General features: G+C 52.7%; 1 protein-coding gene. It reads right to left on the minus strand.

Annotated elements, in window-relative coordinates:
• Positions 1–254: CHASE domain-containing protein (locus R0J92_RS22490; protein ID WP_411053293.1), on the minus strand; the 254-nt coding region annotated here is incomplete at its 3' end.
• Between the last annotated feature and the right edge of the window lie 29 nt (positions 255–283).

The following is a 283-nucleotide window of genomic DNA, read 5'->3' on the forward strand; positions in this document are numbered from 1 at the left end:
ATCGGCAGCAAGAAATCGAGGTCATGTTCAGGGAAAATTGAGAAGTCTCTCTCCTCGCTTTCCCGCGCAGTCATATAAGCTTGGAGGTTCTGTCTATCCACGAACTGGATAAGGCCGATGCCATTCACACCAGGATATTTTTCCTCAATGTTGAGAGAGGACGCGAAGTGCTTCCAGCTTGCTGCGGTGACATCCGCGCCTAACGCATCGACGTGGGCAACCCCCGACCAGAGAGCGTCCTCGTACCGCGACATTCGGTCTACAATGAGATCTATTGTGCGGT

This window comes from Tritonibacter sp. SIMBA_163 (assembly GCF_046535935.1).
Classification (GTDB): Bacteria; Pseudomonadota; Alphaproteobacteria; order Rhodobacterales; family Rhodobacteraceae; genus Epibacterium; species Epibacterium scottomollicae.